The organism is Pedobacter sp. ASV28 (genome assembly GCF_016428855.1).
Taxonomy (GTDB): Bacteria; Bacteroidota; Bacteroidia; order Sphingobacteriales; family Sphingobacteriaceae; genus Pedobacter.
The window spans coordinates 1-8,381 of record NZ_JAELTN010000111.1; the positions used below are offsets into that span (position 1 = coordinate 1).

Genomic DNA, 8,381 nt, shown 5'->3' on the forward strand with positions numbered 1-8,381 from the left:
GGATTGATTAAGGCTTAAGTAGATTTAGGATAATTTACAGGTTTCGTCAATGAAAAATCCATGTTGGTCAACTTCAGGAGTTGACAGTTCTTTTCATCCTGCATTTTTGAAGGAAATAGAAAACACTTTATATGAAAAAGATCGCCTATACCTTATTATTATGCTTTGCTTGTTTGGTCACGCTTGCCCAAAATATTAACGAAACCGACAAGCTATTTCTTTTTATCAAAACATGGAATTTTCTGAAATATAACCATCAGAAGTTTACCTCGGGAAAAATGGATGCCGATTCTTTTTTCTTGGTCAAGCAAGAACTATTGCAGGATATAAAAACAAGAGAAGAAATTAACAATATGCTTATTCAATCTGTGCAGTCTCTTGGTGCGTTAAGCCCTAACCTGGAATTGCATCAGGCTTCCCTTAATAACATTATAAAAATTAATGGGCTACATCAATGGTATGTGGAAAGCAAGGAAATAAATGTTTCTCTTAAGGAGTTATTGCTTCGGGTATATAACAGTAGAAACATTAAAAGTAATTACTATGCCCCAGTGCTTAATTATCATACGGAGATTCCGAATGAGAAAAAATATGCTTTTGAAGCGACAGTTAATTTGCCAGAATCGATGCGACTTTTGGCTTTGGCTAAATTACAGGGCGTAATAGATTATCTATATCCACATCATAAGTTGATGAAGGAGAATTGGGATGTGGTGATAAAAAGAAATATCCCACTGTTTAAAAACTGCCGTTCGAGAATGGAATACGAAATTTTGATCCTGAAAATTGTGGCAAACTTAAACGATTCGCATGCTTACAATAGGTTTTATACAAACCTAAAATTTAAGAATCAGATTTTTAAAAATACTTTTTATCCGCCTTTTGATTATAAGATTATGGACAAACGTATGCTGGTAACAGGAATTATTGTGCCTGAGATTTGTGGGGAAGCGGGTATTAATATTGGAGATTGGATTACAGAAATCAATGGACAAACCGTTGCTGCTAGAATTGATATATTGAGTGGGCTGTTGTCGGCATCTAATAGAAGTACCCTAGTCTCAAATTTGAATAACTATAATACCAACTTTATTTGGAGTTTAGATCGTCCAGAAGCGAGCTTAAAATTAATCGGCAGTAAAGGGACTAAGGCTACAACAGTAAAATTTATCCGCTTGAACGATAGGCCAGCTCTTGAAAAAATCAATGTATTTTTCCAAAATAGAGCCAAAGCTTCAAATAAATTGAAAGGATTTATGCTGTTGGATCATCATATCGCTTACTTCAATATTGATAAAATTATTCAATTGATGGAAAATATTGCCGAAGATAAAATAGACAATCATGTAGATTCGATCTTGAATTTGGCAGCGCAGCAAAAGGCAATCATTTTTGACATGAGAGGCTATCCTCAATGGTCTGGATTTATGTATAGCTATTTATACAAGAAATTTGGGTCTATAGATAATCGCTTTGCTAAATATGTCAAAGCTGATTTGAATAACATTGGTACATTTAATTGGATCAACTCCCCCGAAGTTTATAATAACGTAGATATTGTGCCGGAACATTTTGTCTACAAAGGCAAAGTGGCCATTATTGTAAATGCCAGAACACGCAGTTTGTCTGAATGGAATACGATGAATCTTCAATCCATGTTTCCTCAAGCGGTAACTATAGGTGAGCAAACTTCTGGAGGTGATGGAGACGAAAAATACCTCAATATTCCAGGTAATTATATCATACACTTTACAGGCAATGCTATTTATTATAATGATGGTACTTCTGCTCAGGGGGTAGGTGTGAAAATTGACAAGAAAATAAAATTTACCAAAGCTGATATGCTTGAAGGAAAGGATGTATTTCTAGGATATGCCATTGATAGAGTTGGAAAACCATAAGGAGGAGATTACAGAAGATGAACAAAAATATTTTGGTGGTGCTTTTCCTACTCTTATTTGTAAAGGTTAATGCACAAGAGAACTTGGTTAATCTGGGAAAAAGCAAAGTAGATAGCATTAAACTTTATCTAAAAGAAGCATTGGATCTAATGAAAAAAAGATCTGTGAACAGTAGTAGGTTAAACTGGGAAGAAATCTATAAAAATGCTAATGCAGCGGCCGAAAATGCGAAAACAATAGCAGACACTTATCCAATCATCAAAAAGACCTTGCTAAAACTGGAAGATAGCCATTCTAAATTCTTTTCACCTAAACAGGTTGAAGCTTATTTGTTGGGTTACAGAAAAACGGGACAACAATTCCCTGAAATTAAGTCGGCTATTTTAGAAGGTAGTTATGCTTATATACAACTACCATCCTTTGCTAGTTTTAACTTTGAAGAGTGGGATGAATATGTAAAAACCTTTTGGGATAAAATTGCCGAATTGGAATCAAAACACCCAATGGGCTGGATGATTGATATTCGTGACAATGAAGGAGGGATGTTTGTGCCAATGTATGCCGCCATCTCCCCATTTTTAAACCAACGTAAAGTGATTGGGTGGAAAGATGGATTGGGGAAGTATATTTTTATGAAATTTAAAAATGGAAGATTTTATGAGAATGATTTAGTGACGCATCAATTTAAAATGGGCGATCAAAAAATTAAAATAGCAAAAACCCCAATAGTGGTACTCATTAACCAAGGAACAGCAAGTAGCGGGGAATTTGCCGCAATATCGTTTGTTGGACAGAAAAATATTTCCTTTGTTGGAACAAAAACTACTGGATTGACTTCCGCTAATCAGGAGCATAAATTATCTAATGGCGCATTTTTAGTGCTTACTGAAGGGAATACCATTGACAGGAATAAGAAGGAATATGCAGAAGTAGGAAAAGGATTGCAACCTGATTATCCAGTTGACAACATTGGTTCACTTAAAAGCAGTGATGATTCTTATTTAAAAAGGGCAATTGAAGTCATTAATGAAAAAATAAGCACTCCTTAATTTTTATAAGGAGTGCTTAGTTGCTATGGATATTAACCCCCTAGAGCTGCCAATCCGTAAAATAAGGCAGCAGTATGTAAAGCTTGATCAATCTTATTGTCTTTTAGTAATTGTTTTACCTCATCAATACTATAAAGCTCTACATTTAAAATTTCATGCTCGTCTAAATGCTGTTCATGAGTTTTTACGCCACCTTTTAATAAATAGGTAAAAGTTTTATTTGTTGCTGTTGCTGGATTAGGATATAAAGTAGCGATCAGCTCACAACTATCAAAACTATATCCGGTTTCTTCCAGTAATTCTCGTTTAATGGCAGCTTCCGAATTTTCACCGTCATCAATAACACCTCCTGGAATCTCTAAAGAAATAATATCTGCTGCAAAACGATATTGGCGTACCATAATTACTTGATTTTCCTTGGTAAGTGCCACCGCATTTACCCAATTAGGATATTCTAGTACGTAATAATCGTCTTTAATGGCACCGTTTTGTAATTTGCAGGTATCTACTCTTAATGTGGCCCATTTCTCTCTTACCAAATATTTAGAGGTAAGTTTTTCCCATTTCTTTATTTCCATTTATATAATTCAAAAGTTAAAAGTAAAAATTAAAAAGTGCTTAATTCTGATGATGCTTGAAAGGGAGTAGTACCTCTAGTTTGTCTTTTCTTAATTTTTACTTTTGAATTTTACCTTGTTAAAGGTATTGTTGTATAATTTCTTGTCGATGAAAGTTAACCAAGTGTACTATTTTGTGCTTATCGGCTAATAGTTGATAAACAAGGTTAAGTTTTGGGGCGATAAGTTGATTACGCTGCGGGCTGATCCCTAATTCGTAGTACATAAATTCGCTTAGTGAATCCAGTTTCTCGGCAGGTAGCTCGGTCTCGTTAAGCCATTTTTCGAATTGATCAACAGTATTTTCTTCTAAAATAGCGGGTGAAAGTAAGAAGGCTTCTTCTAGGGTCTGGTTAAAGAGTTCTTTGGCTTCACCAAGATGTCCTTCCAATTTCAACCCCATAATTCTTGCTAATACCTGCGCTAACCTTTCTATTTCCGATTTTAATAAGTCCCTTCTGTACATTTAAATGTTGTTATGTTGTAACCTTTAAAAAAGGTACTTTAATCAATCCCTAACTACCAACTGCCGCTACTTCCACCGCCTCCAAAGCTTCCTCCACCGAATCCTCCGAAGCCGCCGCCACTTCCACCACCGAATCCTCCGCCACCGCCAAATCCTCCACCTGAATTTCCTCTTCCAGCGCCAAATAACATGGCCCAGAATAAAGCGTTAGAGCCTCTACCGCCAATAACCTCATTGTTGCCACCACCTCCACCTTTTTTTAAGATAATGATAATGACGATGATGATGATCAAAACAATTAGTCCTGATCCAGTTTTGCCCGCATTGTTTTTATTTTTTGCCTTAGTGGCTTTATATTCTCCTTTAATTAAAGAAATGATTGAATCTACCCCGGCATTAACTCCTCCAAAATAATTACCTTCTTTGAAAAAAGGTTTAATATTGTTTTCTATAATTTGTTTTGTGTAAACGTCCGGCAAAGCCCCTTCCAGTCCGTAGCCCGTTTGTATGGAGAGCTTTCTGTCGCCAATGGCAATAAGAAGCACTACTCCGTTATTCTTGCTTTTGCCACCAACTCCCCACTTTCTGCCAAGTTCCAAAGCATATTCGTTAATGTCGTAATCACCAACAGATTTCATAATGACAACGGCAATCTGATTGGAAGTGGAATCGTCAAAAGCAATCAATTTGCTTTCTAATTGTGCAATTTGGCTTGCAGATAAGGTGTTAGTATAATCATTAACGAGCCTATTCGACTTTTCAGGAAAAGTCTGTGAAAAGCCGAAAACATAGCTAAGCAATAAAATTAAAAGAAGAATTGTTTTTTTCATCCGTATAGTGATTATCACGTTGTAGTTGTTTTTGGCCTAACCAATGAGCCCGTCTTCACAGGGTAATGCCAATTTTTTAAATTATTGCTTTTGATGATCAATGAAAATAACATCGTTGGGTAGTTCGTTCACATCGCCACTTTCGTAAGGGAAGAATAAAGATAGTTTTTCTCCCGCCAAGGCTATGCCTGCAATAAGACCATCACATATATTTCCTGCCATAAAATGTGCTTTCATGGCAACTTTGGTCGTTTCCCAGAAGTCGGGAGGTACTAGTCTGTTGATGCCGCTATCGCCAATAATGGCAAACTTATGATCCTCATAAGCTAAATAGATCAGCACGCCATTGTGCTTGCTCGTTTTATCCATTCCCAATTCAGAGAAATATTTGGTCGCCCTTTCAAATGCATCCCCCTTGCAATTCTTCTCAACGGCAATTCTTATTTCGCCAGCAGTAGCTTTTTCGGCTTCAGTAATGGCGTTGGCAATTAATTCTTGTTCTTGTGTAGTGAAAATAGACATAAGTATCAAATTAATAAAGTATAGAGCAATGTAATCTTATTATACATAACGTATAAATCGACACATTGCTCTATGAAAAGTTAGTTTATCACTAAAATTCTACTTTAGGTGCATTCTGGGCACCCGCATCGGCTTTAAAGCCAGATTTTTGGCTAAAGCCAAATAGGCCTGCCGTGAGATTGTTAGGGAAAGACCTTACTTTAGTGTTATAAACCTGTACCGATTCGTTGAAATCTTTACGGGCAACGGTAATTCTATTCTCAGTACCTTCAAGCTGTGCCGATAAATCCCTAAACTGATCGGTAGCCCTTAATTGAGGATAGTTTTCTGTCAACACCATTAATTTGCCTAATGCTTGTGTAATCTGGCCTTGGGCAGCTTGATATTTTTGGATATTTTCTTCATTAAGCTTATTGGGGTCAATGGTAATCTGGCTGGCCTTGCTACGTGCTTCGATAACTGCTGTCAATGTTCCCTGCTCAAATTTTGCAGCCCCTTTAACCGTATTTACCAAATTTGGGATCAGATCTGCCCTGCGTTGATACTGTGTTTCCACATTATTCCATTTTGTTTTAACATCTTCATCAAGTTTTACTAGGCTATTATATCCACAGCCGCTAAACAATGCCAGTATTGCAACAATTGCAACAATTCCAATTAAAACTTTTTTCATGTGATATTCTTTTTAGGTTTTTTATTTAAAGATTAGATATCAATATTCATTCCTTGTTACTGAAACTTGTAGAAAACTGACAAGTTGCCATATTTCCTTATCTAAGTTATTTAAATAATGACTAAAGCGCAAATCTTGTCAAAAATGTGAATGCTAATGAAAAAACGTAATTTTGTAGGATTCGAGATAAAAACTCGACTATAGATATGCAGAAAGATATAGAAATTAAAATTCTTCCCAAGGATATAGATAATAGGTCGGCCATGATGAATGGTTTGTCCAAAGCTTTAAATACTAAATTAGAGCAAATCCGCTATTTTAAGATACTTAAAAGATCCATTGATGCGCGTTCAAGAACGGTGGTGTATAGACTGCAGGTCAGGGTCTTTATCAATGAGGATTACATTTCTGAGCATTATAACCTAAAATACCAAAAGGTAGCAGATGCCAAAACGGTCATCATTGTGGGAGCAGGCCCTGCCGGACTCTTTGCGGCACTTCAATGTATTGAAAATGGATTAAAGCCAATAGTAATAGAACGTGGAAAAGATGTGAAACAGCGCAGGAGGGATTTAGCAGCTATTAATAAACAAGGACTGGTAAATACCGAATCGAATTATTGCTATGGAGAAGGCGGGGCTGGGACATATTCCGATGGTAAGTTATATACCAGATCCAATAAACGAGGTGATATTAATAAGGTATTGCAGATTTTTGTCCAACATGGAGCTGCCGAAGATATTGTGATAGACGCCCGTCCTCATATTGGCACCAATAAGTTGCCGCATATTATTACGGCTATTAGGCAAACTATTCTTAATGCAGGTGGAGAAGTGCGGTTTGATTCGAAACTGACAGATATTGTCACCACAGAAGGTAAGATACGAGGGGTAATAATTAACCATGAGCATGAACTGCCTACCAAATCCGTTATTTTGGCCACAGGTCATTCGGCTAGAGATATTTATGAATTATTAAATCGTAAAAATATCTTGATCGAGGCAAAACCATTTGCGCTGGGAGTAAGAATAGAACATCCACAGTCGATGGTAGATAGCGCTCAGTACCATTGTGACATAAGGAGTGAATACCTGCCTCCTGCTTATTATAGCTTGGTAGAGCAGGTTAAAGGAAGGGGAGTATTTTCTTTTTGTATGTGTCCCGGAGGAATAATAGCCCCATGTGCTACCGGACAGGACGAAATCGTGGTCAATGGTTGGTCCCCATCCAAAAGAAATAATCCTTTCGCTAATTCGGGTACGGTTGTGCAGGTAACTTTGGAAGACGTGCAGGGCTATGATCCACTAAGAATGTTGAACTTCCAATCTGAAATAGAGCATTTGGCTTTTGAAGCGGGAGGAGGAAACCTAGTTGCGCCCGCACAGCGGATGATCGATTTTGTGGAAAATAAACTGTCGATTGATCTGCCAAGGAATTCTTACCTACCAGGCACAAAGAGTGTAATGTTGGACAATATACTTCCTGAGTTTGTCACTACAAGTTTGAAATCTGCATTGCCATTATTTGGGAAGAAGATGAAAGGTTATTATACCAATGAAGCCATATTGGTGGGCGTGGAAAGTAGAACCTCTTCCCCTGTTCGTATTCCTCGTGATAAAGAAACATTTCAACACCCCCAGATTATAGGTCTATATCCTTGTGCCGAGGGGGCTGGTTATGCCGGAGGAATTGTTTCTGCAGCAATAGATGGAATAAACTGTGCCAATGCGGTAGCTAAACAATTATGATGAAGTAACTGTTGTGTTGAACTATAGGTCTACTGCAAGCTTATTAAACACGAATAATTAATACTGTATATATTAACATGAAAAAAACATTAATCATAGGGGCAACGCCAAATGCAGATCGTTATGCCTACAGGGCAGCTCATATGCTAACTTCAAAGGGGCATCCGATCGTCAATGTTGGAATTAAGCAGGGGACTGTAGCGGGTGTTAAAATTGAGAAGCCTGAAGAGATACACGATGATATTGATACCATAACCTTATATATAGGACCCGCTTTGCAGGATGATTATTACGATTACATTTTTAAAACTAGACCTAAAAGGGTAATTTTTAATCCTGGAACAGAAAACCCTAAATTGGAAAAGGCGCTTAAAGAACGAGGGATACAGTATATAGAAGCATGTACACTAGTGCTTTTAAGTATTGGCCAATATTAGTAATTGGGTGTTTTTAAGGATTAAAGTCGTGTTTTAGATTTTTCTTTTCATTTTTTCTTTCTGTAAACCATGTGCTTATGTGTTTTCGCGGAGCAATATCCCTGTATGTGTTTGCGGGTTCGGGATTATTTCCTACTT

At 37.1% G+C, this 8,381-nt stretch carries 9 protein-coding genes; 4 read left to right on the forward strand and 5 right to left on the reverse strand.

All coding sequences use genetic code 11. The annotated features are described in order from the left end of the window. Positions 1 to 131: 131 nt before the first annotated feature. Entirely contained in the window at positions 132 to 1,901 is a 1,770-nt protein-coding gene (locus JHD79_RS22160) for a S41 family peptidase (protein ID WP_199121546.1), read from the forward strand. 17 nt (positions 1,902 to 1,918) lie between these two features. Further along, a complete protein-coding gene (locus JHD79_RS22165; RefSeq protein ID WP_199121547.1) occupies positions 1,919 to 2,950 on the forward strand; it encodes a S41 family peptidase in 1,032 nt (343 codons plus the stop codon). A gap of 32 nt (positions 2,951 to 2,982) precedes the next feature. On the opposite strand, the gene JHD79_RS22170 is transcribed toward JHD79_RS22165, so the two are convergent. The 5 genes from JHD79_RS22170 to JHD79_RS22190 all read right to left on the reverse strand — a co-directional run bounded on the left by JHD79_RS22170 (position 2,983) and on the right by JHD79_RS22190 (position 6,058). Then, on the reverse strand, positions 2,983 to 3,528 hold the full coding sequence (locus tag JHD79_RS22170; RefSeq protein ID WP_199121548.1) for an NUDIX hydrolase: 546 nt from the start codon (positions 3,526 to 3,528) through the stop codon (positions 2,983 to 2,985). A gap of 118 nt (positions 3,529 to 3,646) precedes the next feature. Beyond that, positions 3,647 to 4,033 carry a hypothetical protein gene (locus JHD79_RS22175; RefSeq protein WP_199121549.1) on the reverse strand — a complete coding sequence of 129 codons (387 nt, stop codon included), beginning with the start codon at positions 4,031 to 4,033 and terminating at the stop codon, positions 3,647 to 3,649. Between the two features lie 53 nt (positions 4,034 to 4,086). Next, positions 4,087 to 4,863 (reverse strand): YgcG family protein, encoded by a 777-nt coding sequence (locus tag JHD79_RS22180; RefSeq protein ID WP_199121550.1) that lies wholly within the window; start codon positions 4,861 to 4,863, stop codon positions 4,087 to 4,089. An 81-nt stretch (positions 4,864 to 4,944) separates the two neighbouring features. After that, positions 4,945 to 5,385, reverse strand: a complete 441-nt coding sequence (locus tag JHD79_RS22185; protein ID WP_199121551.1) for a TPM domain-containing protein — start codon at positions 5,383 to 5,385, stop codon at positions 4,945 to 4,947. A gap of 91 nt (positions 5,386 to 5,476) precedes the next feature. Continuing rightward, on the reverse strand, positions 5,477 to 6,058 hold the full coding sequence (locus JHD79_RS22190; RefSeq protein ID WP_199121552.1) for a LemA family protein: 582 nt from the start codon (positions 6,056 to 6,058) through the stop codon (positions 5,477 to 5,479). A gap of 206 nt (positions 6,059 to 6,264) precedes the next feature. Here JHD79_RS22190 and JHD79_RS22195 point away from each other — a divergent pair, with 206 nt between their 5' ends. Both JHD79_RS22195 and JHD79_RS22200 read left to right on the forward strand, forming a co-directional pair. Continuing rightward, positions 6,265 to 7,806, forward strand: coding sequence for an NAD(P)/FAD-dependent oxidoreductase (locus tag JHD79_RS22195; protein WP_199121553.1), 1,542 nt, complete (start codon positions 6,265 to 6,267; stop codon positions 7,804 to 7,806). A gap of 77 nt (positions 7,807 to 7,883) precedes the next feature. Continuing rightward, the gene (locus JHD79_RS22200) at positions 7,884 to 8,243 is read left to right on the forward strand and encodes a CoA-binding protein (protein WP_199121554.1); all 360 of its coding nucleotides are present in this window, start codon (positions 7,884 to 7,886) and stop codon (positions 8,241 to 8,243) included. Positions 8,244 to 8,381: the final 138 nt, after the last annotated feature.